Origin of the sequence: Rhizobium sp. NLR10b (assembly GCF_019685435.1) — a bacterium.
Classification (GTDB): Bacteria; Pseudomonadota; Alphaproteobacteria; order Rhizobiales; family Rhizobiaceae; genus Rhizobium.
Window position 1 is genome coordinate 311,957 of the sequence record NZ_JABDWV010000006.1, and the last position, 24,414, is coordinate 336,370.

At 59.8% G+C, this 24,414-nt stretch carries 23 protein-coding genes; 10 read left to right on the forward strand and 13 right to left on the reverse strand.

Translation table 11 applies throughout. The features are described 5' to 3' along the window. The first annotated feature begins 13 nt into the window (after positions 1–13). Positions 14–238, forward strand: a complete 225-nt coding sequence (locus tag HJB91_RS12305; RefSeq protein WP_064712464.1) for a DUF1674 domain-containing protein — start codon at positions 14–16, stop codon at positions 236–238. 109 nt (positions 239–347) lie between these two features. On the opposite strand, the gene acs is transcribed toward HJB91_RS12305, so the two are convergent. Beyond that, complete coding sequence (acs, locus tag HJB91_RS12310) at positions 348–2,303, reverse strand: acetate--CoA ligase (protein ID WP_210632781.1); 1,956 nt, start codon at positions 2,301–2,303, stop codon at positions 348–350. Between the two features lie 229 nt (positions 2,304–2,532). Here acs and HJB91_RS12315 point away from each other — a divergent pair, with 229 nt between their 5' ends. Further along, complete coding sequence (locus tag HJB91_RS12315) at positions 2,533–3,234, forward strand: DUF1013 domain-containing protein (RefSeq protein ID WP_210632782.1); 702 nt, start codon at positions 2,533–2,535, stop codon at positions 3,232–3,234. Between the two features lie 90 nt (positions 3,235–3,324). Here HJB91_RS12315 and HJB91_RS12320 read toward each other — a convergent pair whose 3' ends face one another. Next, on the reverse strand, positions 3,325–5,235 hold the full coding sequence (locus HJB91_RS12320; protein WP_221154852.1) for a propionyl-CoA synthetase: 1,911 nt from the start codon (positions 5,233–5,235) through the stop codon (positions 3,325–3,327). A gap of 81 nt (positions 5,236–5,316) precedes the next feature. Next, positions 5,317–5,976, reverse strand: coding sequence for a YggS family pyridoxal phosphate-dependent enzyme (locus HJB91_RS12325; RefSeq protein WP_221154883.1), 660 nt, complete (start codon positions 5,974–5,976; stop codon positions 5,317–5,319). Between the two features lie 201 nt (positions 5,977–6,177). On the opposite strand from HJB91_RS12325, the gene leuS reads away from it, so the two are divergent. Genes leuS through holA form a run of 3 tightly spaced genes read left to right on the forward strand, consistent with a single transcriptional unit; the run spans position 6,178 to position 10,358 of the window. Next, positions 6,178–8,808 (forward strand): leucine--tRNA ligase, encoded by a 2,631-nt coding sequence (leuS, locus tag HJB91_RS12330; protein ID WP_221154853.1) that lies wholly within the window; start codon positions 6,178–6,180, stop codon positions 8,806–8,808. Beyond that, entirely contained in the window at positions 8,798–9,307 is a 510-nt protein-coding gene (gene lptE / locus HJB91_RS12335) for an LPS assembly lipoprotein LptE (RefSeq protein WP_210632785.1), read from the forward strand. The genes leuS and lptE overlap by 11 nt, the downstream gene beginning before the upstream one ends. Positions 9,308–9,317: 10 nt before the next feature. Next, positions 9,318–10,358 (forward strand): DNA polymerase III subunit delta, encoded by a 1,041-nt coding sequence (gene holA / locus HJB91_RS12340; RefSeq protein ID WP_221146290.1) that lies wholly within the window; start codon positions 9,318–9,320, stop codon positions 10,356–10,358. Here holA and HJB91_RS12345 read toward each other — a convergent pair whose 3' ends face one another. The 8 genes from HJB91_RS12345 to hemE form a co-directional block, all read right to left on the reverse strand. Next, positions 10,359–11,240 carry a ParB/RepB/Spo0J family partition protein gene (locus tag HJB91_RS12345; protein ID WP_210632787.1) on the reverse strand — a complete coding sequence of 294 codons (882 nt, stop codon included), beginning with the start codon at positions 11,238–11,240 and terminating at the stop codon, positions 10,359–10,361. A gap of 32 nt (positions 11,241–11,272) precedes the next feature. Continuing rightward, positions 11,273–12,067, reverse strand: a complete 795-nt coding sequence (locus HJB91_RS12350; protein ID WP_210632788.1) for a ParA family protein — start codon at positions 12,065–12,067, stop codon at positions 11,273–11,275. Positions 12,068–12,086: 19 nt separating this feature from the next. Then, a complete protein-coding gene (gene rsmG / locus HJB91_RS12355) occupies positions 12,087–12,704 on the reverse strand; it encodes a 16S rRNA (guanine(527)-N(7))-methyltransferase RsmG (protein ID WP_210632789.1) in 618 nt (205 codons plus the stop codon). A gap of 24 nt (positions 12,705–12,728) precedes the next feature. After that, positions 12,729–14,606: a tRNA uridine-5-carboxymethylaminomethyl(34) synthesis enzyme MnmG gene (mnmG, locus tag HJB91_RS12360; protein WP_221154854.1), complete on the reverse strand. Its 1,878-nt coding sequence runs from the start codon at positions 14,604–14,606 to the stop codon at positions 12,729–12,731. 69 nt (positions 14,607–14,675) lie between these two features. Then, positions 14,676–15,995, reverse strand: a complete 1,320-nt coding sequence (gene mnmE / locus HJB91_RS12365) for a tRNA uridine-5-carboxymethylaminomethyl(34) synthesis GTPase MnmE (RefSeq protein ID WP_221154856.1) — start codon at positions 15,993–15,995, stop codon at positions 14,676–14,678. Positions 15,996–16,096: 101 nt separating this feature from the next. After that, the gene (gene rho / locus HJB91_RS12370) at positions 16,097–17,362 is read right to left on the reverse strand and encodes a transcription termination factor Rho (RefSeq protein ID WP_003589536.1); all 1,266 of its coding nucleotides are present in this window, start codon (positions 17,360–17,362) and stop codon (positions 16,097–16,099) included. Between the two features lie 200 nt (positions 17,363–17,562). After that, on the reverse strand, positions 17,563–18,099 hold the full coding sequence (gene hemJ, locus HJB91_RS12375) for a protoporphyrinogen oxidase HemJ (protein WP_210633054.1): 537 nt from the start codon (positions 18,097–18,099) through the stop codon (positions 17,563–17,565). Between the two features lie 2 nt (positions 18,100–18,101). Beyond that, positions 18,102–19,145: a uroporphyrinogen decarboxylase gene (gene hemE / locus HJB91_RS12380; RefSeq protein ID WP_221146294.1), complete on the reverse strand. Its 1,044-nt coding sequence runs from the start codon at positions 19,143–19,145 to the stop codon at positions 18,102–18,104. 400 nt (positions 19,146–19,545) lie between these two features. Between hemE and HJB91_RS12385 the strand changes: the two genes are divergently transcribed. Genes HJB91_RS12385 through dnaQ form a run of 5 tightly spaced genes read left to right on the forward strand, consistent with a single transcriptional unit; the run spans position 19,546 to position 23,175 of the window. Further along, positions 19,546–20,367, forward strand: coding sequence for a pyruvate, water dikinase regulatory protein (locus HJB91_RS12385; protein WP_210632793.1), 822 nt, complete (start codon positions 19,546–19,548; stop codon positions 20,365–20,367). 32 nt (positions 20,368–20,399) lie between these two features. Continuing rightward, complete coding sequence (locus HJB91_RS12390; RefSeq protein ID WP_221154859.1) at positions 20,400–20,999, forward strand: Maf-like protein; 600 nt, start codon at positions 20,400–20,402, stop codon at positions 20,997–20,999. Further along, complete coding sequence (locus HJB91_RS12395; RefSeq protein WP_210632795.1) at positions 20,992–21,849, forward strand: shikimate dehydrogenase; 858 nt, start codon at positions 20,992–20,994, stop codon at positions 21,847–21,849. The genes HJB91_RS12390 and HJB91_RS12395 overlap by 8 nt, the downstream gene beginning before the upstream one ends. Further along, complete coding sequence (coaE, locus tag HJB91_RS12400; protein WP_210632796.1) at positions 21,849–22,460, forward strand: dephospho-CoA kinase; 612 nt, start codon at positions 21,849–21,851, stop codon at positions 22,458–22,460. The genes HJB91_RS12395 and coaE overlap by 1 nt, the downstream gene beginning before the upstream one ends. Further along, positions 22,453–23,175: a DNA polymerase III subunit epsilon gene (gene dnaQ / locus HJB91_RS12405; RefSeq protein ID WP_210632797.1), complete on the forward strand. Its 723-nt coding sequence runs from the start codon at positions 22,453–22,455 to the stop codon at positions 23,173–23,175. The genes coaE and dnaQ overlap by 8 nt, the downstream gene beginning before the upstream one ends. A 52-nt stretch (positions 23,176–23,227) precedes the next feature. Here the strand turns inward: dnaQ and secB are convergent, their stop codons facing one another. Next, entirely contained in the window at positions 23,228–23,710 is a 483-nt protein-coding gene (gene secB, locus HJB91_RS12410; protein ID WP_011423412.1) for a protein-export chaperone SecB, read from the reverse strand. 101 nt (positions 23,711–23,811) lie between these two features. Next, complete coding sequence (locus HJB91_RS12415; RefSeq protein ID WP_282615116.1) at positions 23,812–24,318, reverse strand: FxsA family protein; 507 nt, start codon at positions 24,316–24,318, stop codon at positions 23,812–23,814. Between the last annotated feature and the right edge of the window lie 96 nt (positions 24,319–24,414).

The window sequence follows — 24,414 nt, forward strand, 5'->3', positions numbered from 1 at the left end:
GCAGGAGAAGGCCATGCAGGAAGCCGACAACGACAATAGCCAGACGCCGACGGTGGAGGGATCGGAGCCGCCGCGCAAGGTACTGTCTCCGGCGGCCCGACGTGCGCTTGCCGAGGCTGAAGAAAGACGCAAGAACCAGAAGCCGCTGGATCTGCCACCCGAGATCGGCGGCCGCGGCGGAGCCGAGCCTGCACGCTTCGGCGATTACGAGATCAATGGCCGGGCGATCGATTTTTAAGGCCGGATTGTCGGGCCCAAATCCGGGCCTCATGCAGGCCGTCCAAATTCAGCCAGCCAAAGCAAAGTGAGCCGCCCCGGGACTCGGATGGCCGGAGCGGCTCTTTATATCAGGCAGTCACCTTGTTCTGCCGGTTCGCGATCAGATCGTCGACGACGGCGGGATCGGCGAGCGTCGAGGTATCGCCGAGAGCGCCGAAATCGTCTTCGGCAATCTTACGCAGGATGCGGCGCATGATCTTGCCGGAGCGGGTCTTCGGCAGGCCGGGCGCGAACTGGATCTTGTCGGGCGCCGCGATCGGCCCGATTTCGGCGCGCACATGTTTCACCAGTTCCTGGCGAAGCGTGTCGGTGCCTTCGTGGCCGGCCATCAAGGTCACATAGCAATAGATGCCCTGACCCTTGATTGAATGCGGATAGCCGACGACGGCAGCTTCCGACACCAGATTGTGCGAGACGAGGGCGGACTCAACCTCCGCCGTTCCGAGCCGGTGGCCGGAGACGTTGAGCACGTCGTCGACACGGCCGGTGATCCAGTAATAGCCGTCTTCGTCGCGCCGGCAGCCGTCACCGGTGAAATACTTGCCCTTGTAGGTGGAGAAATAGGTCTGGATGAAGCGGTCGTGGTCGCCATAGACGGTGCGCATCTGGCCCGGCCAGCTGTCGGTGATGCAAAGATTGCCGTCGGCAGCCCCTTCCAGCACTTTGCCTTCATTGTCGACCAGCTGCGGCTTGACGCCGAAGAACGGCATCGTCGCCGAACCGGGCTTGAGGTCCGTGGCGCCCGGCAGCGGCGTGATCATGTGGCCGCCGGTTTCCGTCTGCCACCAGGTGTCGATGACCGGGCAGCGCTTGTCGCCGACGACATTATAATACCACTCCCAGGCTTCCGGGTTGATCGGTTCGCCGACCGTGCCGAGCAGCCGCAGCGACGAGCGGGAGGAGCGCGTGACGAATTCGTCGCCCGCGCCCATCAGCGAGCGGATTGCCGTCGGCGCGGTATAGAAAATGTTGACCTTGTGCTTGTCGATCACTTCCCAGAAACGGCCCTGATCCGGGAAATTCGGCACGCCCTCGAACATCAGCGTGGTCGCGCAGTTCGCCAGCGGCCCATAGACGATATAGGAATGGCCTGTGACCCAGCCGACATCGGCCGTGCACCAGTAAATGTCGCCGTGGTGGTAGTCGAAGACATATTCATGCGTCATCGCCGCATAGACGAGATAACCGCCGGTCGTATGCAGCACGCCCTTCGGCTTGCCGGTGGAACCTGACGTGTAGAGAATGAACAGCGGATCTTCCGCCTTCATCTTCACCGGCGGGCATTCCGCCTTCACGCTGGCGATTTCCTGATGAAACCAGAGGTCGCGTCCCGGCGCCCAGCCAGTCTTGCCGCCGGTGCGGCGAACGACGAGGACCTTGCTGACGGTGACGTGCTGACGGGCAGCGATATGGATCGCCGTATCGGTGTTGTCCTTCAGCGGTACCGGCTTGCCGCCGCGCACACCTTCGTCGCAGGTGATCACGAAGGTGGATTCGCAATCGACGATGCGCCCTGCCAGCGCCTCCGGCGAGAAGCCGCCGAAGACGACGGAATGCACCGCGCCGATGCGAGCACAGGCGAGCATCGCATAGGCTGCTTCCGGGATCATTGGCATGTAGATGGTGACGCGATCACCCTTCTTGACGCCATGCTTCTTCAACACGTTCGCCGTCCGGCAAACATGCTCGTAGAGCTCGTTATAGGTGATCTTCTTGTCGACGTAAGGGTTATCGCCTTCCCAGATGATCGCCACCTGGTCGCCATTCGTCTTCAGATGGCGGTCGATGCAATTGTAGGAGACGTTCGTCTGGCCGTCTTCGAACCATTTGATCGAGACCTTGCCGGTAAAGGAGGTGTTCTTGACCTTCGTGTAAGGCTTGAACCAGTCGATCCGCTTGCCGTGCTTGCCCCAGAACTTGTCCGGATTTTCAATGCTTTCATCGTACCATTTCAGGTACTTCTCCTTATCGATCAGGGCGCGCGCCTTCACCGGCTTCGTGACCGGATAGATCTTCTCCGACATGGAACTCCTCCTCATGGGACATGCGACGGACCGCCAGCTATGCAGGGCCGAACTTCAAATCACGGCAATTCATAGCAGTTCGCATCGCCACGGCAATTAGACAAAGGTCATTTGATTTCGGAAGAATTGCAATTCTGCGACAGTCCGGTTATATAGCGCCATATTTCCCGGACATTGTGGTGACAATCCACGGACCGCGACCGGCGCGGACGATAGAAGGACTATATCCATGGCTCAAACATTGCTCATGCCGAAGGCGACTGCCATCTGGCTTGTCGACAACACGGCGCTGTCTTTCGATCAGATCGCGCAGTTCTGCAAACTGCATCCGCTCGAGGTCAAGGCGATTGCTGACGGCGAAGCCGCGCAGGGCATCAAGGGTCTCGACCCGATCTCGACGGGACAGCTCTCCCGTGACGAGATCGCCCGCGCCGAAGCCAACCCGAACCACAAGCTGAAGCTTTCCGAACCGAAGGTGCGCGTGCCGGAATCCAAGCGCCGCGGCCCGCGTTACACGCCGGTCTCCAAGCGTCAGGACCGCCCGAACGCCATTCTCTGGCTGGTGCGCAATCATCCCGAGTTGAAGGACGCGCAGATTTCCCGACTGGTCGGCACGACGAAATCGACGATCGAGCAGATCCGCGAGCGCACCCACTGGAACTCCGCCAACCTGGCGCCGATGGATCCGGTCACGCTCGGCCTCTGCAGCCAGATCGACCTCGACATGGAAGTGGAAAAGGCATCCAAGGGTCGTCCGCTGCCGACCGCCGCGGAGCTTGGCGCAACGCTGCAATCGGCGCAGGAGACCGAACGGCTGACCCCGAACTACGAGCGCGAAGAGGAAAAGGAAATCGACGCCGACGCCGTCTTCCGCAAGCTGAGCTCGCTGCGCTCGGCCCCGAAGGACGAGGATGACGAAGATCAGTACTGAGATATCGGTCATCTCCGCAAAAACCCTGCCGGCCGGCAGGGTTTTTTATTGCGATAACGACGTGCGGAACCAGGCCCGTCGATATCTGGCTTACATCGGCAGGGAGCCAAAACCACGCTTGCGCAGTGCCTCTGCGATCTCTTCCAGAATCGCCGGATCATCGATGGTTGCCGGCATTTTCCAGGGTATGCCGTCAGCGATCTTCTGCATGGTTCCGCGCAGGATTTTGCCGGAGCGTGTTTTCGGCAGGCGATTGACGGTGATGGCCGTTTTGAAGGCCGCGACCGGGCCGATCGACTGGCGGATCATCGCCACGACCTCCGATTCGATCGCCGGCGTTTCACGGGAAACATCGCATTTCAGCACCAGGAAACCACAGGGCACCTGACCCTTCACCGCATCGGTCACACCGATGACCGCGCACTCGGCGACATCGGGATGGCGCGCGCAGACCTCCTCCATCGCCCCGGTGGAAAGCCGGTGACCAGCGCAATTGATGATGTCATCGGTGCGCGACATGATGAAAAGATAACCGTCCTCGTCGACATAGCCGGCATCGGCGGTCTTGTAGTAGCCAGGAAATTCATCGAGGTAAGCCGACCGGAAGCGATCGTCGGCGTTCCAGAGGGTCGGCAGGCAACCCGGCGGCAAGGGCAGCTTTATGACGATATTGCCGAGCGTTCCCGACTCGACCGGGTGACCGGCATCGTCGAGCACCGCGATGTCATAACCGGGCATCGGCAATGTCGGTGAGCCATGCTTGACGGGGAGGGCGCCAAGACCAAGCGGGTTGGCGGCGATCGGCCAGCCGGTCTCCGTCTGCCACCAGTGATCGATGACCGGAACGCCGAGCATGCGCTCCGCCCATTTCAGTGTCTCTGGGTCCGCCCTCTCACCGGCCAGAAATAGTGCCCGAAAATCCGGCATTGGATATTGTCGCAGCAGTTCGCCCTCACCATCCTCCCGCCGAATGGCGCGGAATGCGGTCGGTGCCGTAAAGAGCACACGCACCTTGTATTCCGAGACGACCCGCCAGAAGACGCCGGCATCCGGGGTGCCGACCGGCTTTCCCTCGTAGATCAGCGTGGTCACGCCCGCGATCAGCGGTGCATAGACGATGTAGGAATGGCCGACGACCCAGCCGATATCGGACGCCGTCCAGAAGACCTCTCCCGGCTTCAGCCCGTAAATATTGCGCATCGACCAGTTGAGCGCGACCATATGGCCGCCATTGTCGCGCACCACGCCCTTCGGCTGGCCCGTCGTCCCGGAGGTGTAGAGGATATAGAGCGGATCGGTCGCTTTGACGGGAACACAGGCCAGCTCCGCGCCGCGATGGCGCGCCACCGCCGCCTCGAAATCCTGATCGCGGCCGCTGACGAGATCTGCCGGAAGCTGCGGCCGCTGCAGCACCAGGCAGCGCTCCGGCTTCATCCGTGCAAGCTCGATCGCCTGATCGACCAGCGGCTTATAGGCGACGACTCGGCCGGGCTCGAGGCCGCAGCTCGCGGTGATCACCAGCTTGGCGCCGCTGTCGTCGATGCGCGCGGCAAGCTCGCTGGCGGCAAAGCCGCCGAAAACGACCGAATGGACCGCACCGATGCGAGCGCAGGCGAGCATCGCAAACACCGCCTGTGGCACCATCGGCATATAAAGGATCACGCGGTCGCCTTTGCCGATGCCGAGCCCGAGCAGCGTCGCGGCGATCGCCTTCACCTCGCCAAGCGCCTCGTCATAGGTGAAGCGGCGTTTCTCGCCGCTCATCGCGCTGTCGAACAGGATCGCCGTCTCGCCCCCGCGTCCCGCCATGACATGCCGGTCCAGACAATTGTGACAGGTGTTGGTTTCCGCACCTGAGAACCAGCGGCCATAGGCGCCGTCATCGGGCGAAAATATCCGCTCCGGAGGCGTGAACCAGTTGATATCGGTGGCCGCTTCGCGCCAGAAGCCTTCGGGATCGCCTTTCCAGGCCGCATAGACTTGATGATAGCCGTTTTGCATCTGCTCCTCCCCAGGACATGCAAGTCTCGATATCAATTTAGGCTGGGCCGGGGAGGACGGAAAGCCCGACGAAAGCAGGTATCAGCGCGCGCCGAAAATCGCCGATCCCACCCGTATGCTGGTGGCGCCGAAGGCGATCGCCGTCTCGTAATCGCCCGACATGCCCATGGAGAGTTTTTCGACGCCGCATTTCAGTGCGAGCTTTGCCAGCAGGGCGAAATGCGGCCCGGGATTTTCGTCGGCCGGCGGAATGCACATCAACCCGTCGATGGCAAGGCCGAGCTCATCGCGGCAGAGGGCGACGAAACCAGGCGTATCCTCGGGAGCGATGCCTGCCTTCTGTGGCTCCAGTCCGGTATTGACCTGGACGTAGAGCCGCGGCGTCCTGCCTTGCCGCTTCATCTCTTCGGTAAGGGCGCGGGCGATCTTTTCGCGGTCCACCGTCTCGATGACATCGAAAAGCGCCACCGCATCCGCCGCCTTGTTCGATTGCAGCGGCCCGATCAGGTGCAGTTCGATATCAGCATGCTCGGCCTTCAGATCAGGCCATTTGCCCTGGCTTTCCTGTACCCTGTTCTCACCGAACACCCGCTGCCCCGCCTCGATCGCCGGGCGGATCGCATCCGCCTCGAACGTTTTCGATACGGCGACGAGCTGAACGGAACCAGCCGGACGGCCTGCCTGGCGTTCCGCCGCCGCGACCCGCGACCGCACGTCATTCAACCGCTCTTGAAGGTCCATCATTCTGCCTCGACATATCTCAGTGAAAAGAATTGGCAATGAACTAGCCAGCCATTCGGTGCTTGCCAAGACCCGCTCCGGCGAAATCGCTTCGGCGGCATGAAGATCGGACGCTTGCAACGCCTGCAAAACTTGACGCTACGGTGGTTTCATGGTGAAGGTCTCGACCAACTCCCCTGATTTTCTGGAATTCTGAATACCATGGCCACCGAACGTTATAATCCGCGCGACGCCGAGCCCCGCTGGCAGCAAAAATGGAACGAAGAGAAGGTCTTCGAGACCGACAATTCGGATCCGCGCGAAAAATATTATGTCCTCGAAATGTTCCCCTATCCCTCGGGGCGCATTCATATGGGCCATGTCCGCAATTACGCCATGGGCGACGTGGTCGCCCGTTACAAGCGTGCCCGGGGCTATAACGTGCTGCATCCGATGGGTTGGGACGCCTTCGGCATGCCGGCGGAAAACGCCGCCATGGAGCGCGGTGTGCACCCCGCGTCCTGGACCTACCAGAACATCGCTTCGATGAAGGCGCAGTTGAAGGCCATGGGGCTGTCGCTGGACTGGAGCCGCGAATTCGCCACCTGCGACGTTGACTATTACCAGCACCAGCAGCATCTGTTCCTGGACTTCCTGGAAAAAGGTCTGGTCTACCGCAAGCAGTCGAAGGTGAACTGGGATCCGGTCGACAATACCGTTCTTGCCAACGAACAGGTGATCGACGGCCGCGGCTGGCGCTCCGGCGCGCTGGTCGAACAGCGCGAACTGACGCAGTGGTTCTTCAAGATCACCGATTTCAGCCAGGACCTGCTGGACGCGCTGGATACGCTCGACCAGTGGCCGGAAAAAGTGCGCCTGATGCAGAAGAACTGGATCGGCCGTTCCGAAGGCTTGACGGTCCGGTGGGAGATCGTGCCGGAGACGGCGCCCGCCGGTGAGACCGAAATCACGGTCTATACGACACGGCCGGATACCTTGTTCGGCGCCTCCTTCCTGGCGATCGCCGCCGATCATCCGCTGGCCAAGGATGCGGCGGCGAAGAATGTCGAGATCGAAGCCTTCTGCGAGGAGTGCCGCCGCGCCGGCACCTCGCTCGCCGCGCTCGAGACCGCCGAAAAGAAGGGCATGGATACCGGCATCCGGGTCAGGCATCCGCTCGATCCCTCCTGGGAACTGCCGGTCTACATCGCCAATTTCGTGCTGATGGATTACGGTACCGGCGCGATCTTCGGCTGCCCGTCGGGAGACCAGCGCGACCTCGATTTTGCCCGGAAATATGGCCTGCCGGTTGTGCCGGTCGTCATGCCGAAGGATGGTGACGCCGCAAGCTTTTCCGTCGGCGACACCGCTTATGACGGCGACGGCGTGATGATCAATTCGCGTTTCCTCGACGGCAAGACGACGGAGGAAGCCTTCAATATCGTCGCCGACCGGCTTTCGGCGGCTTGCCTCGGCAATGCGCCGCAGGGCGAGCGGATGATCAATTTCCGCCTGCGCGACTGGGGCATTTCGCGCCAGCGCTACTGGGGCTGCCCGATCCCGGTCATCCATTGCGACGCCTGCGGGGTTGTGCCGGTGCCGAAGAAGGATCTGCCGGTCAAGCTGCCCGAGGACGTAACCTTCGACCAGCCCGGCAATCCGCTCGACCGCCATCCGACTTGGCGTCATGTCGCCTGCCCGAACTGCGGCAAGGACGCTCGCCGCGAGACGGATACGATGGACACCTTCGTCGATTCAAGCTGGTATTTCACCCGCTTTACCGCGCCATGGGAAGCCAAGCCGACCGATCCTGAGGCGGCTAATCGCTGGCTGCCGGTCGACCAGTATATCGGCGGCATCGAGCATGCGATCCTGCATCTGCTCTATTCCCGTTTCTTCACCCGCGCGATGCGCGAGACCGGCCATGTCGCCGCCACCGAACCCTTCAAGGGTCTTTTCACCCAGGGCATGGTGGTCCATGAGACCTATAGCCGCGGTTCCGGCGCCAGCCGCGAGTGGGTGGCTCCCGCCGATATCCGTATCGAGGAGATCGACGGTAAACGCCGTGCCTTCTTGCTGGCGTCAGACGAGGAGATCGCCATCGGCTCGATCGAGAAGATGTCGAAGTCGAAGAAGAACGTCGTCGATCCGGACGATATTATCGCCTCCTATGGCGCCGATACTGCCCGCTTCTTCGTTCTGTCCGATTCGCCGCCGGAGCGTGACGTCATCTGGTCCGAGGCCGGGGTCGAAGGTGCCCATCGCTTCACCCAGCGCCTGTGGCGTCTGATTTCCGAAGCCGCTAACGGCCTGTCGAGCGTTGCCCCCGCACCGGCAAGCGAAGGGGAGGCTCTGGCAGTCTCGCAGGCGGCGCACAAGACGCTGAAGGCCGTTCAGAACGATTACGACAAGCTTTGGTTCAACAAGGCCGTCGCCCGTATCTATGAGCTCGTCAATGCGCTCGCCGCGCCGCTGACGAGGGTTGCGGCGGGTGAAGGCGATATCGCCTATCGTGCCGCCGTGCGTGACGCTGCCGAGATCCTGATCCAGCTCGTCGCACCGATGACGCCGCATCTTGCCGAGGAATGCTGGGCCACGCTCGGCAATGCCGGGCTGCTCGCCCGCACGGAATGGCCGCGCTACATGGAAGCGCTGGTCATGGAAAATGACGTCGTTCTGCCCGTCCAGATCAACGGCAAGAAGCGCGCTGAATTGACAATTTCTCGCGACGCAGATCAGAATGCCGTCACCAACGCTGTGCTGGAACTGGATGCGGTGAAGAACGTGCTGAACGGTCAGGCGCCGAAGAAGATCATCGTGGTTCCCCAAAGGATTGTGAACATTGTCGTCTGATATCACCCGCAATGCCGGCATCGCCATGATCCTTGCCGCCTCGGCCTTTCTTGCGGCCTGCCAGGTTCGGCCGCTTTATTCGGAGAACTCGGGTGTTGCGGAAAAGCTGTCCTCGGTCGGCTTTTCCGATGCGGCAAGTCGCGTCGAGCAGCAGGTGCGCAATCACCTGATCTTCCTGGCATCGCGAGGCGCCGGCGAAGCGGTAAATCCACAATATCACGTCCAAATGCGCGCTACATCGATCGTCGCCGATACACTGCTGCGTCAATCCGGCGATACCTCCCGCGCCGGTCGCGTCACCGTCACCGTCACCTATACGCTGAGCTCGGTAGCCGATGGTCGCGTGATCAAGGCCGGCAGTCGCCAGACGACGGCTCTGGTCGATTTCTCCGAGCAGGAATTCGCCAAGCAAAGGGCGATCCGCGATGCCGAAAACCGCGCGGCCGACCAGGCGGCGGAATTCGTAGGAGCCGATCTCGCCGCCGCCCTCAGCCGCTGAGGGCGGGGCAGTGGCTGAAATCAAGTCCCATGAATTCGAGACTTTCCTGCAGAAATCGGCGGGGAATTACCGGATTTTCGTCATTTACGGGCCGGACCGCGGTCTGGTTTCCGAACGGGCCGGCCAGATCGCCGGTAAGACCGGCGTCGCGCTCGATGATCCTTTCTCGATGACCAAACTCGATATCGGCGATCTGCAAAAGGATCCCGGACGGTTGCTTGACGAGGCTCAGTCTATCGGGCTGTTCGGCGGCGAGAAACTCATCTGGATCCGCGGTGCCGCCAACGAGAAATACCTCGTCGACTCGCTGGCGGTGCTGGCTGAAAAACCGCTCGAAGCCGCCCACCTGATCGTCGAGGCCGGCGATCTGAAAAAAGGATCCCTGCTTCGCAAGACTGCGGAAGCCATGCGATCCATCATGACGATCCCCTCCTACGCCGACGACAGCCGCGCTCTGAACGGCTTGATCGACGCTGAACTCGGGGCGGAGAAGCTTGGTATTACCCCGGCGGCCCGTCAGGCGCTGATTGCACTGATCGGCGGTGATCGCATCGCTTCTCGTAACGAAGTGCGCAAGCTCGCCCTCTATTGCAGCGGCCTCAACACGGTTGAGGAACATCACGTAACCGAAATAATTGGCGACGCCAGCGCGATATCCGTCGATGACGCCGTCGATGCTATCCTCGGCGGTGATCTCCACGGTTTCCTACATGCCATGCAAAAGATCAGCAGTTCAAAAACCGCGATCTTTCTGGTGCTGCAGGCCTGTCTGAAGCAATTCCAGCTTCTGGACATGATGCGCGCTGAAATGGAAGAAAAAAGGGTACAGGCGCCTCAGGTCATGCAGACGATGGGTCGGCATCTGCATTTTCGTCGCAAGCCGATCATCGAGCAGGCACTACGCCACTGGTCGGCGGAAAACATTGCGCGTGAATCCAATCGCCTGCAAGCGGCGATCCTCCAGAGTCGGCGGCGACAGGTGCTGGAAGACAGCGTTGCAATGCAAACACTTCTCTCCACCACCCTTCAATCCGGCCGCAGATCCGCGTAATCATCGCCTTTCCAGCAGGCGGCAGACTTCCTCGAGTTGTTCCAGCGACTTGTAAGCAATCTTGATCTGGCCGCCGCCGGATTTGTGATTGATTGAAACCTCAAGCCCAAGGGCATCAGAAAGCGTTCGTTCGAGCGCCAGCGTATCCGAATCCTTCTGATCACGACGCAAGGCCGGCTGCTGCGGCTCCGATTGCGCCTTGATATTGTTCTGCGCCAACTTCTCGGCATCACGCACCGACATGCCCTTGGCGACGATGGTGCGGGCAAGGCTTGCCGGGTCGGGTGTCGAAACAAGCGCGCGTGCATGTCCGGCCGAAAGGCTGCCGGCAGCAAGAAGATCGCGAACCGGATCGGGCAATTTCAGCAAACGCAACGAGTTGGCGACATGACTGCGGCTTTTGCCGATGATCTCGCCAAGATCATTTTGGGTATAGCCATACTCGGCGATCAGCTGCTCATAGCCCAATGCCTCTTCGAGAGGATTGAGATCGGCTCGCTGCACGTTTTCGACAATCGCAATCTCAAGCGCGGTCTTGTCGTCAACGTCCCGAATAATGACGGGGATTTCAATCAGGCCGGCGAGCTGAGCTGCACGCCAGCGCCGTTCACCGGCTATGATTTCATATCGGTCTTGCGACATCGTCCGCACCACGATCGGCTGAACGATGCCGTGCTGGCGGATGGAACTCGCAAGGTCATGCAGTTCGGTGTCGTCGAAGAAACGGCGCGGGTTGCGTGGGTTACGGCTGACGAATTCGATCGGAATCATCCGGTCGGCGCTGACGGTGCGTTCAGCTTCGACCGGAACAGGCTGATCCATTTCACCAATCAGTGCTGCAAGGCCGCGACCCAGTCGTCTTTTCGATACGTCGTCATTCATATTCTACACTCACCTATACCCCGGAAATGATCTTACGCGGCCAGTCTCTGGCGCTCACGCTGAATGACCTCGGAGGCCAGTTGCAGATAGGCCTGGCTACCCGCACATTTCAGATCATAGAGAATAGCAGGCTTGCCGTAGGATGGCGCCTCGGACACCCGGACGTTACGGGGGATTAACGTATGATAAACCTTTTCCCCGAGATGGGTCCGCACATCATTGACCACCTGCTGGGCCAAATTGTTACGCGCATCGAACATCGTCAAAACGATGCCCTGGATGTCCAGCCGCGGATTTACTGTCCGCCGAATCTGACTGACGGTCTCGAGCAGCTGGCTCAGCCCCTCCAGCGCAAAGAATTCGCATTGCAGCGGCACCAGCACCGAATGGGCGGCCGCCATGGCATTCATCGTCAGCAGATTGAAAGAGGGCGGGCAATCCAGAAGAATATAGGAGAATGCCATAGCCTCGGGAGAGGACAGTGCCTTCCGCAATCTAAACACCCGATCGCTCTGCTGCGAGATCTCCATCTCGATGCCGAGCAGATCCATGGTCGAAGGAACGATGAAGAGGTTGGGAACGGCTGTCTCCAGCGTCACGTCGCCGATCCCGCGTTCGCCGACCATCAGGTCATAGGAGGAGAGCTTGCGATCACGACGGTCGATACCCAGGCCGGTGCTGGCATTGCCCTGCGGATCCAGATCGATGATCAGGACACGCTCGCCGATGGCGGCCAGCGCCGTTGCCAGATTGATTGCAGTGGTCGTCTTGCCAACGCCACCTTTCTGATTTGCGATGGTTATTATCCGATGTCGTTCGCCAGCCATTGCTGCAATATCCGATCTGTTAAACCAAGCGCCGGAGATTGGATACTTCCAAAATCACGGATTCCTGCTCGACGGCGCTCTCATGTTCTATCAGATCGAATTCCCACCGACCACGGGCTTCGGCAATTTCTCTCAGGTAATCCCGGCCTTTGTGAAAAAACCCCCGGCAATTTTCCTTGCCAAGCATCCAGGGGGCTGTATAGGCGATCAACCCATCAAGATCGGCAAGGGCTCGCGCTGAGATCGCTTCGCAATCGCCGATCTCCGCATAGGCGTCTTCGATTCGAGTGGCGTGTACGCTTCCCCGTGCATTCGTCTCTCGTAGCGCCGTTCGCAAGAACGCAGCCTTTTTGTGGTTGCTTTCGACAAGATGCACCCAACCGTCCTGCAGCTCTGCCAGGAAGATGGCGGTAATCACACCGGGAAAGCCGCCGCCACTGCCGAGATCAACCCAGGTGACAGGCCGCGGGCAGATCTGAAAAATCTGACTGCTATCAGCGATATGGCGGCGCCACAGTGCATCGAGCGTCGACGGCGCCACCAAGTTGATCGTTTTGGCCCATTTTTGAAACAGTGTCGCAAAATGTTGAAGTCGTTCCTGTGTTTCACGTGAAACACGCAAACCGTTCAATTCCATTCTCACAGACTCTCACATCTTGTATCAGGCGCTTTGGCGTTCGAATCCCTGCTGCCGACGCAAGTGCACCAGCAACAGCGCAATGGCGGCGGGGGTCATGCCCTCGACAATCGCCGCCTGGGCAACGTTGAACGGGCGAGCAGCATTGAGCTTAGCCTTAAGTTCATTCGAAAGCCCGGAGAGAGCGTCATAATTGAAATCCGCCGGTATCCGCCGCTCCTCGTCGCGCTGCTGGTCGGCAATCGCCGCCGCTTGCCGATCGAGGTAAACCGAGTAACCCGCCTCAATCTCCAACGCCTCCATGACTTTTGGCCGGAGCCCACCCAATTCTTGCGGCCAAACCTGTCGAAGTGCGGCGAAATCATAGGCCGGATAGGACAAGAGATCGTAGGCCGTCCGGCGCTGGCCATCGAGGTTGATGTTCAGGCCCGCCCGTCGCGCCTGGTTGGGCGTCACCGTCAGCGCCATCAGTTGGGCGCGGCCAGCGTCAATCTCGGCCTGATAGGCCGTGAATCGCTCGGCGCGCTCGGCGCCCACACATCCAAGCTCCATTGCCAGCGGTGTCAGCCGCGCGTCCGCGTTGTCGGCGCGCAAAGTCAGGCGGTATTCCGCACGCGAGGTAAACATTCGATACGGCTCCGTAACGCCACGCGACGTCAGGTCGTCGATCATCACGCCAATATAGGAGCTTGTACGGCTGAAATGGAACGGTTCCGAATCGGAACTGCGTAGTGCGGCATTCAATCCAGCTGCCAGTCCCTGGGCCGCGGCCTCCTCATAGCCGGTGGTGCCATTAATCTGGCCCGCGAGGAACAGACCTCTCAGTCGCTTGACCTCAAGCGATGGGGTAAGCTCTCTTGGATCGACATGGTCATATTCGATGGCATAACCCGGCTGCAGTATCTTGGCAGATTCGAGGCCCGGAATGGTCTTGATGAAAGCAGCTTGAACTTCGGCCGGCAGCGACGTCGAAATGCCGTTCGGATAAACCGTGTCGTCATCCAGTCCCTCAGGTTCAAGAAAGACCTGATGCCCGTCGCGTTCTCCGAATTTCACCAGCTTATCTTCGATGGACGGGCAGTAGCGCGGCCCGACGCCTTCGATCTGGCCGGAATACATCGCCGAGCGCTTGATATTCTCGATAATGATGCGGTGTGTCGCCTCGGTCGTCCTGGTAACGCCGCATTCAACCTGCCGCGTGGTGATGGAATTCGTCATGAGGGAAAAGGGCACAAGTTCCTCATCCGCACCCTGTCGGCCGACGGAGTCCCAGTCGATCGTCTTGCCATCAAGCCGGGCCGGCGTTCCGGTCTTCAACCGTCCCAGCCGCAGCCCCAACCGCGCCAGGGTGGCGGACAGGCCGATCGACGGAGCTTCGCCGACACGACCAGCAGGCGTCTTTGCAGCGCCGATATGAATAAGGCCGCGCAGGAAGGTGCCGGTTGTCAAGACCACCGCCGGCGCCTGAAGCCGTCGACCGTCTTTCATGATGACGCCAGCAACACGGCCATCGAGCACATCGAGATCAAATGCGTCGCCCTCGATAATGTCCAAGCCTGGCATTGCTTCGATTGCGGCGAGCATCGCCAGCCGGTAAAGCTTTCGGTCTGCCTGGGTCCGTGGACCCCGCACAGCGGCGCCCTTTTTGCGGTTCAGCATTCTGAACTGGATGCCGGCAACATCGGCAACCCGGCCCATCAGGCCATCCATCGCGTCGATCTCACGAACCAGATGTCCCTTTCCGAGCCCGCCGATCGCCGGATTGCAGGACATGACCCCGATCGTGTCTCGTCTGTGAGTAATCAGCGCAGTTTTCGCACCGAGGCGCGCAGCCGCACTGGCTGCCTCGGCCCCTGCATGGCCGCCGCCGATGACGATCACATCATAGCCACTATCGGTCATATCAAAACTCCAAAACAGCAGGGTTTCACGTGAACCTGAGAGGCGCCGCCGGAAAAGGTTTCACGTGAATCACTTGCCGATGCAAAACTCCGAGAAGATCACGTCGAGCAGCTGTTCGACATCCACCCGCCCGGTAATTCTCCCCAGGTATTCAGCCGCAAGCCGAAGCTGTTCGGTGCGCAGTTCAAGATCTGCGTCAATCTCCGAGATTGCCGCGTCGAGCGCCGCCAAACATTTCGTCAGCGAATCCTTGTGCCGCTGCCGGCTGGGGATGGCCAGAGACAGGCCACTGAAACGCTCGGCGACAATGCCCCCGATCAGCTGGCGCAACTCCGACAGACCGTCACCGGTCAGCGTCGAAATCTGCAGGTCATAGCGATCCGAACCAGTTTCAATGAGATCCTTCTTCGTTCCGACAGTAACATGGGGCAAAGTCTGCTCCAAGTCGCCGGGAATCAACGGATTGCTCATGTCGACCAATAGCAGCGCAAGATCGGCATCACGAAGCGCAACACGCGCGCGTCGCACGCCCTCCATTTCCACCCGGTCGTCCACCTGGCGCAGACCGGCGGTGTCATAGAGTTTGACAAGATAGCCGTCAATATCGAGATCGACTTGCAGCACATCACGGGTCGTTCCGGCAATGTCCGTGACGATTGCGACGTCACGCCGGGCCAGAGCGTTCAGCAGGCTCGATTTTCCGGCATTCGGAGCGCCGGCGATCACCACTTTAAAGCCGTCCCTGATGATTTCGCCCGCCGAGGCCGATTTGAGATGAAGGCCAATATCGTCACGAAGCCGCTTCATGTCGGTCCAGACCATATCCGAGACGGAACCAGGAACGTCGTCTTCGTCGGGGAAATCAAACTCAGCCTCGATCAGGGCCCGAGCCCGGGTTAATCGTTCCGCCCACGAATCGTAAATTGCCGAGACACCGCCGGCACTCTGCTCCACGGCGAGACGACGCTGCATTTCTGTTTCGGCGCCGATCAGGTCGGCGAGCCCCTCAACCTCGACAAGATCAAGCTTGCCGTTTTCAAAGGCCCGCCGCGAAAACTCGCCTTCGTTGGCCATACGAACACCCGGAATATCGCCGAGTTCGGAGAACAATGCCGCCAGCACGGCCTTACTGCCGTGGATCTGCAACTCGGCCACATCCTCGCCGGTGAAGGAGTGCGGGGCGGGAAAAAACAGCACCAAGCCGTTGTCGATCGGCTGGCTGTTACGAGTCCGAATCGTTCTGTAGGAAGCCGATCGGTCCGCCGGCACGGATCCCGCCAGCCGGGCCAATATATCTCTGGTCAGCGGACCGCTGACGCGGACGACTGAAACACCCGAGGGCGGAGCACCGCTCGAAAGCGCATAGATGGTATCATTCAACATGGCCATGCGTCCGGTTTTCAGTTCGAGTCCGAATCGATTCCCTCAAACAAAAAGCTGGCGACATCGAGACGATGCGCCAGCTCTCACAATCGGAATCCGGCTAAGGATTAGGTATTCATCGAATCGAAGAAGTCCGAATTGTTTTTCGTCTGTTTGAGTTTGTCGATCAGGAATTCGATCGCATCGGTGGTGCCCATAGGCGCAAGAATACGGCGTAGAACGAAGATCTTCTGCAGATCCTGGCGCGGAACAAGAAGGTCCTCCTTGCGTGTGCCGGACTTCAGAATATCCATCGCCGGGAAGATGCGCTTATCGGCAACCTTGCGGTCAAGGACGATTTCGGAGTTGCCGGTACCCTTGAACTCTTCAAAGATGACTTCGTCCATGCGGCTGCCCGTATCGATCAACGCGGTAGCGATGATCGTCAGAGAACCGCCTTCCTCGATGTTGCGCGCGGCGCCGAAGAAGCGCTTCGGCCGCTGCAGCGCGTTGGCATCGACGCCACCTGTCAGAACCTTGCCGGAGGAGGGAACGACCGTGTTATAGGCGCGGCCCAGACGTGTAATCGAATCGAGCAGGATGACGACATCGCGCCCGTGCTCAACCAGACGCTTTGCTTTTTCGATGACCATTTCGGCCACCTGGACGTGACGCACCGCCGGTTCGTCGAAGGTCGAGGAGATAACCTCGCCGCGGACCGAGCGCTGCATATCGGTCACTTCCTCGGGACGTTCGTCGATCAGGAGAACGATGAGATAACATTCCGGATGGTTGGCCGTGATCGAGTGCGCGATGTTCTGGAGAAGCACGGTCTTACCGGTCCGCGGCGGCGCGACGATCAGTCCGCGTTGGCCCTTGCCGAGCGGCGCCACGAGGTCGATCACACGCGGCGACAGATCCTTGGAGGTCGGGATCTCGAGTTCCATCTTGAAGCGCTCGTTCGGGTAGAGCGGCGTCAGGTTGTCGAAATGAACCTTGTGACGAATCTTTTCCGGATCGTCAAAATTGATGGTGTTGACCTTCAGCAGCGCGAAATAACGCTCGCCTTCCTTTGGCCCGCGGATCGGTCCCTCGACCGTGTCGCCGGTTTTCAGCGAGAAACGGCGGATCTGCGACGGCGAGATGTAGATGTCGTCGGGACCGGGCAGGTAGTTTGCGTTCGCCGAACGCAGAAAGCCGAAACCGTCCTGCAGCACCTCGACGACCCCTTCGCCGATGATTTCCACATCCTGGCTGGCAAGCATTTTGAGGATCGCAAACATCAGCTCCTGCTTACGCATCGTGCTTGCATTCTCGACCTCGAGCGATTCGGCGAAAGCCAGAAGATCCGTCGGGGATTTGCTCTTAAGTTCCTGAAGCTTCATTTCAGCCATGAAGTGACCAATACTCTTTTCAATTTCGAAGGGGAAAGGCGATGTTGGGTCGTATTCGGTACTGCGAAAGGGGCTCGCAGACGACTGAAATCTACACACATGCCACGTAGATGAGATGCGCGGAAAATAGCGACTCGTTATCGCCGCCGCAAGGGGGCTGCTTAAAATGAAGCAAATTTAACCTGAGAGAGGATTTCTCGTCAGAACGGCTTCACCACGACGAGGATCACGATCGCGATCATCAGCAATGTCGGCGCCTCGTTCATGAACCGCCAGTAGCGCGCAGAACGGCGATTTTCATCCCGCTCGAACGCCCGCACGGCGCTGCTGAAGAACATATGGATCGCGGTCAGCAGCACCACCAGACCGATCTTCGCATGCAGCCAGCCGCCCTGGAACCCGTAGACCGACCAGGCGAGATAGAGACCGAAGATCCAGGTCAGCATCATCGCCGGCGTCATGATGATGCGAAGCAGCCGGCGCTCCATCACCTTGAAGGTTTCCGACTGCACCGAGCCTGGTTCGGCCTCCGTATGATAGATGAACAACCGCGGCATATAGAACAGCCCTGCCATCCAGGAGATGACGGCGATGATATGAAGCGCCTTGATCCAGAGATAGAGGTTGTCGGGATTCCAGGCGAAAAGCCCGACCGCCATCAGCGCGAAGAAGGACAGGGCAAAATGCGCGCGGCGCCGGGCGTAAGCGCCAGCTCTGCGGTCCGTCTCTTTTTCCATCGTCACGCCCGGGGCATCCGTAAACCCCGCACGCGCTCGACCAGCAAACGCACCTGTTCGGGGTCGGCTTGCGGCGTGATGCCGTGGCCGAGATTGAAGATCAGCGGTCCATTGCCGAGATGATGAAGAATATCATCGATACCCTCTTCCAGCGCCAGGCCGCCGGCAACGACGCGCATCGGATCGAGATTGCCCTGAACCGGACCATCCTTCTGAAGATCGGCGGCAAAGGCCAACGGAACGGACCAGTCTAGACCGATCGCATCCGTTCCAGTCTTCTGGCGATAGGTCTTCAGCTGGTATCCCGCACCCTTGGCGAAGGCGATAATGCGCGCCTGCGGCCGTCGCGCCTTGATCGAGGCGATCATCCGTGCAACCGGCTTGACAGCGAAGGCGTCGAACTCTTTCTCACCGAGAACACCCGCCCAGGAATCGAAAATCTGCACGGCATCGGCGCCGGCATCGATCTGCGCCACCAGATAATCGGCCGAAACGTCGGCAAGCAGCATCAGCAGATGCTCGAAGGCGCGGGGATGTTTGTAGGCGAAGAGACGGGCAGGGGCCTGATCCGCGGTGCCATGGCCGGCGATCATGTACGTCGCAACCGTCCAAGGCGCGCCGCAGAAACCAAGCAGAGCCGTTTCTTCAGGCAATTCGTGCCGCAACCGCCGCACCGTTTCCAGAACCGGTCTGAGATAATCGACAACGTCGTCGCCGTTCAATCTGCCGATGCCCGCTTCATCGATTGGATCCATCTCCGGTCCGTGACCTTCAGTGAAACGAACATTCCGCTTCATCGCGTCGGGAATGACGAGGATGTCGGAAAATAGGATCGCTGCATCGAAGCCATAGCGGCGGATTGGCTGCAAGGTCACTTCGACGGCGTAATCGGGCGTGTAGCAGAGATCGAGGAAACTGCCGGCCTTTGCCCGAATCTCCCTGTATTCCGGCAGATAGCGTCCAGCCTGTCTCATCAGCCAGAGAGGAGGAGGGAAAACGCATTCGCCGTCGAGAACCCTCATGATCTTTCGCCGCGTATCGCTCAAGCGCGTCTTCCCTATAAAAAATCAAAGATATTTTAAAAGGTTTCTATTTCTTAGAGTCGGTGTCTATCAAGGATTAAAATCCATCCACTGCCGATGCCATTTGTCGCGTGTTCGAAGAGAAACTCGAAAGAATTTCTCCATTCCCGTCAATTTCCGGGGAGAATCTGAATCCGAAAGCGATTCCAGATCCTTGCCGGGAGACGTGTTTCTTCGCGCCTGTGGATAGGCTGTGGGTGGCTGGACGACAAGTTGATTTCATCCCCAGCCTCCACAGGAGCGATCGAAACCGGTTAGCAAAATTCGAAATGTGGATAAGCAGGCATGTTTTCCCTTGCTCGAGGCAGCCTCGCCGCCTTAGCTCTCCATCATCCAGTCTTTTCAACAGGCAGCGGAAAATAACGTGGAGAACAGAACGAACTTCTTTCATCTGCACCTGATTTCTGACTCGACCGGAGAGACTCTCATCTCCGCCGGCCGCGCCGCTTCGGCTCAGTTCAGATCCGCTCAGCCGATCGAGCATGTCTATCCGCTGATCCGCAATCGCAAACAACTGCTGCCGGTTCTTCAGGCGATCGATGATGCGCCCGGGATCGTGCTCTACACGATTGTCGACCGCGATCTGGCGAGCCTGATCGACGAACGCTGCGTCGAGATGGGGGTCGCTTCCGTCAATGTCTTGGAGCCGGTCATGAACGCGTTCCAGATCTATCTCGGCGCCCCGTCCCGCCGCCGGGTCGGCGCCCAGCATGTGATGAATGCCGGTTACTTCGCACGCATCGAGGCGTTGAACTTCACCATGGATCATGACGACGGCCAGATGCCGGATGACTACAATGATGCCGATGTCGTCATCATCGGGATCAGCCGGACATCGAAGACGCCGACCAGCATCTATCTCGCCAATCGCGGTATCAAGACCGCGAATATTCCGATCGTCTACGGCGTACCCTTGCCGGAGAGCCTGCTCGCAGCAACAAAACCGCTGATCGTCTGCCTGATCGCCACCACCGACCGCATTTCCCAGGTCCGGGAAAATCGCGTGCTCGGGACGACGCAAGGTTTCGACCGGGAGCACTATACCGATCGAGCCACGATCTCGGAGGAGCTGAAATATGCCCGCTCCCTCTGCGCCCGCCACGGATGGCCGCTGATCGACGTTACTCGCCGCTCAATCGAGGAAACGGCGGCCGCCATTGTTGCCCTCCGCCCGAAGCTGCGCTAAGCGCAGACGAAAAGCCGGGAGTGGGAGAATCCATGACACCGAAACTCATCCTTGCATCGTCAAGCCCTTTTCGGCGAATGCTGATGGAAAATGCCGGTCTCTCCTTTGAGGCACATCCCGCTGAGATCGACGAAAGGGCGGTTGAGGCGCCGCTGGAAAAAGCCGCTGCGAAGCCGGATACCGTCGCCTGCATCCTGGCCAAGGCTAAAGCCGAAGACGTCAGCACCCGTTTTCTCGAGAGCCTCGTTATCGGTTCGGATCAGACGATGTCGCTCGGCGACCGCGTTTTCCACAAACCGAAGGACATGGCCGACGCAGCGAACCATCTTCGCGCCCTGTCGGGCACGACCCATCGGCTGAACAGCGCCATCGCTATCGTCCGCGGCGGCGCCGTTTTGTGGGAGTATGTCGGCCATGCGGAACTGACGATGCGACCCCTGACGGAAGATTTCATCGCCAGGCACTTGGCGCGGGTCGGCGAACGTGCGCTCTCCAGCGTCGGCGCCTACCAGCTGGAAGGCGAGGGCATTCAACTCTTCGAGAAGATCGAGGGCGACTATTTCACCATACTGGGGTTGCCGATGCTTCCGCTCCTGAGAAAATTGCGAGAATTCGGAACGATCGATGGATGATTCACGTGAAACACTGGGGCCGAACGCATTTGTCACGGGCTTTCCCGTCAAGCATTCACGCTCGCCGCTGATCCATGGATACTGGCTGAAGAGACTTGGCCTGCCGGGCAGCTACTGCGCCCACGAGGTGGCGCCGGATGCCTTTCCGTATTTCATTGCCTCGCTGAAGGACGGCAGTTCCGGTTTTATCGGAGGCAATGTCACCATCCCCCACAAGGAACTTGCCTTCCGGCTCGCCGACAAGCCGGACGATCTGGCGCATGAGCTCGGTGCCTCGAATACGCTCTGGTTGGAGAATGGCCTCCTGCACGCCACCAATACCGACGGCCGCGGCTTCACCGCCAATCTCGACGAGCGCCATCCCGGCTGGGACCGTCATGATACGGCCGTGGTCTTCGGCGCCGGCGGCGCAAGCCGGGCGATCATTCAGGCGGTCCGCGATCGTGGCTTCAGGGAAATCCATGTCGTCAACCGCACCGTCGAACGCGCGCGCGAACTGGCCGATCGCTTCGGCCCGAGAATTCGAGCCCATCCGGTGGGCGCGCTTGCCGACGTCATGCATGGCGCTGGCCTCTTCATCAACACGACCTCGCTCGGCATGGATGGCGAAGCGGCGCCGTTGATCGATTTTGCGCCGCTTGCAGCAGATGCCGTCGTCACCGATATCGTCTACGTCCCCTTGAAGACACCGATCCTGAGACAGGCGGAAGAGCAGGGACTGTCGGTCGTCGATGGTCTCGGCATGCTGCTGCACCAGGCTGTTCCCGGTTTCGAAAAATGGTTCGGCGAGCGCCCTGTGGTTGATGCGGCACTGCGAGCTCTGATCATTGCTGACATGGAAGCGCACTGATGCTGAAGATCGGACTCACGGGCTCAATCGGAATGGGCAAGTCGACGGTCGGCAAACTCTTTGCCGAAGCGGGAATCCCCTTGAACGATTCCGACGCTGTGGTCCACGATCTCTACTCCGGGGAGGCAGCGCCGTTGGTGAACGCCGCTTTTCCCGGCACGATGACGGATGGAGCGGTCGACCGGCATGAGCTAGGCCGCCAGCTCGCGCTTGATCCCGAAGGCTTTAAACGTCTCGAAGCGATCGTTCATCCGCTGGTTCGCAAACGGGAAACGGAATTTCTGGCGCGACAGCAGGCCGCCGGCGCTGAAATGGTGCTGCTCGATATTCCGCTGCTCTTCGAAACCGGCGCCTGGGAAAGAGTGGATGTCATCGTCGTCGTCAGCACCGATCCACAGATTCAGCGTCAGCGGGTGCTTGCACGCGACGACATGACCGAAGAAAAATTCGATATGATTCTCGCTCGCCAGACCCCGGATGCGGAAAAACGACGCCGCGCCGATTATCTGGTCGACACCAGCCACAGCATTGCCGAGACGCGGGCGCAGGTGCTTGAGATCATCGCCGAACTGAAAATGCGGATTGCCAAGGGAGATTTCCGGAATGCGTGAGATCATCTTCGATACGGAAACCACCGGCCTCGATAACCGCGCCGACCGTATCATCGAAATCGGCGGCATCGAGCTCTTCAACCATTTTCCGACCGGCAACACGCTGCATATCTACATCAATCCGGGAGACCAGAAGGTCCATCCGGATGCACTTGCGGTACACGGCATCACCGATGAATTCCTGAAGGACAAGAAGCCTTTCGCCGCGGTGGCCGACGAAATCCTCGCCTTCTTCGGCGACGGCAAGTGGATTGCTCATAACGCGACCTTCGATATGGGCTTCATCAACGCCGAATTCGCGCGCATTGGTTTGCCGCCAATCCTGCCGGACAAGGTGGTCGATACGCTGTCGATGGCGCGGCGCAAGCACCCGATGGGACCGAACTCGCTCGACGCCCTTTGCCGGCGTTACGGCATCGACAACTCGCACCGTACCAAACACGGCGCGCTGCTCGACTCCGAACTATTGGCCGAAGTCTATATCGAGATGATCGGCGGCAGACAGGCAGCGTTCGGCCTGAGCATATCGGGTCAACCCGGCCAGGCGGCCCGCGGTGAAATGGCGATGGAAGACGATATGGCGTTTGCTGCGGCGCTCGAACGCCCTCGTCCGCTTGGCTCCCGCCTCAGTCAGTCCGAAGCACAGGCGCATGAGGCGCTGGTCGCCAAGCTCGGCGAAAAGGGCATCTGGGCGAAATACGCCAGCTCGAATTGAAAATGCCCGGGACCGGCCCGGGCATCCGCATGTCAGAATCATAAGAATTCGATCAGTTCGGAACGGCCTGAACCTTGGCGCGGGCCTGTTCTTCGGCAACGCGCTGAGCGAACATCTGCGTGAAGTCGATTGGGTCGATCATCAACGGCGGGAAGCCGCCATTGCGGGTCACGTCGGCGATGATCTGACGGGCGAAGGGGAAGAGCATGCGCGGGCACTCGATGAAGAGTACCGGCAGCATGTGCTCCTGCGGGAAGCCGGCAACGCGGAAGACGCCGCCATAGACGAGTTCGGTGTGGAACACCGTCTTGTCGCCGTCCTTGGCTTCGGCATTCAGCGACAGCACGACATCAAAATCCGTGTCGGAAAGCGGGTTGGCGTTGACGTTCACATTGATGTTGATCGTCGGCGCCTTGTCGCGGGCCTGCAGAGAACGCGGCGCGCCCGGATTTTCGAAGGAGAGGTCCTTGGTATATTGCGCAAGGATCGAAAGAGTGGGGTTCGTCGCACCGTTGCTGTTGTTATCGTCTGCCATTGGCTTTTCCTCGAAGGGCATGGGAATGGTGCCGCCATCTAACATTTCGGGGAGGGGCTTACAACCCTGGGCGCAAGCCGCACCCTATCGCCGGCAAAGCCTCAGTCACCGAGATGTTTGCCGGACCATGGCGAGTTCCGGTTCGGCTCTCTATGATAGTCCTCCTCGTCGAGATCGACCACCTTTGAATTCGGGTTGCGATCGCGGAAACCAGGTTTCGGGCCAGCGCCAAAGCCGCCCTTGGCGTTGACGACGACGAAGCGTTTGGCGATCGATCGCCAGACGAAATCCCGCAGCGGCGGAATGAGAATGAGGATGGCGATGATATCCGTGAGGAAGCCGGGAATGATCAGGAGCAGCGCGGCAATGACCGTCATCGCCGGCTTCAGCAGATCGCGTCCGGGCATGACGCCGTTCCGTCCTTCGCTCGACATGCGCCGCAGGATACCGATCCCCTGCCGGCGCAGCAAGACCACGCCGAGGAGGAAGCTCGCCATGACGAGCGCAAGCGTCAGCGCCAGGCCGATCGCCCGACCGACGACGACGAAGCCGGCAATTTCGCCAAGCGGTAGCAACAGAATGAAAGCCGGCAGAATTGAAAAACGCATGGTCGTCATGTCCCGGGCTTACCGGTCTCCTCGTGGCGCCGGCGAAGATGCCAGCCATGATTTGAATCATCTGTATAGGCGGACTATATGGGAGTA